Source organism: Neisseria sp. P0001.S005, assembly GCF_051963715.1.
In genome coordinates this window covers 1-317 of sequence record NZ_JBQCTZ010000890.1, presented here as the reverse complement: position 1 = coordinate 317, position 317 = coordinate 1, and the positions used below count along the sequence as shown (strand labels likewise).

Annotated in this window: 1 protein-coding gene; it reads left to right on the top strand. The window is 43.2% G+C overall.

Going from position 1 to position 317, the window contains the following annotated elements; translation table 11 throughout:
• Positions 1–153 precede the first annotated feature (153 nt).
• Positions 154–317: 2Fe-2S iron-sulfur cluster-binding protein (locus ACTHSP_RS23375; protein WP_440347164.1), on the top strand; the 164-nt coding region annotated here is incomplete at its 3' end.

The window sequence follows — 317 nt, the reverse complement described above, 5'->3', positions numbered from 1 at the left end:
GTTTTCTGGCGCGAAATTGTGGGTAATGAAAAAAAATATAACAGCCAGCTTCATGTCGTTTTGGCCTTGTGGGAAAAGGCTTGATTATTTGAATTTATATATTTAAGGCCGTCTGAAACATTGTTCAGACGGCCTCTATGCCCTAAAACACACATGGCACTCATTAGCACACACGACAAAACCTTCCAACTCCAACAAGGCGAAACCTTATTGGAGGGCTTGGAGCGCACTGGACACGAAGTTGAATACCAATGTCGCAGCGGTTATTGCGGTTCATGCCGGGTTAAAATCTTGGATGGGAAAGTCTCTTATGATAA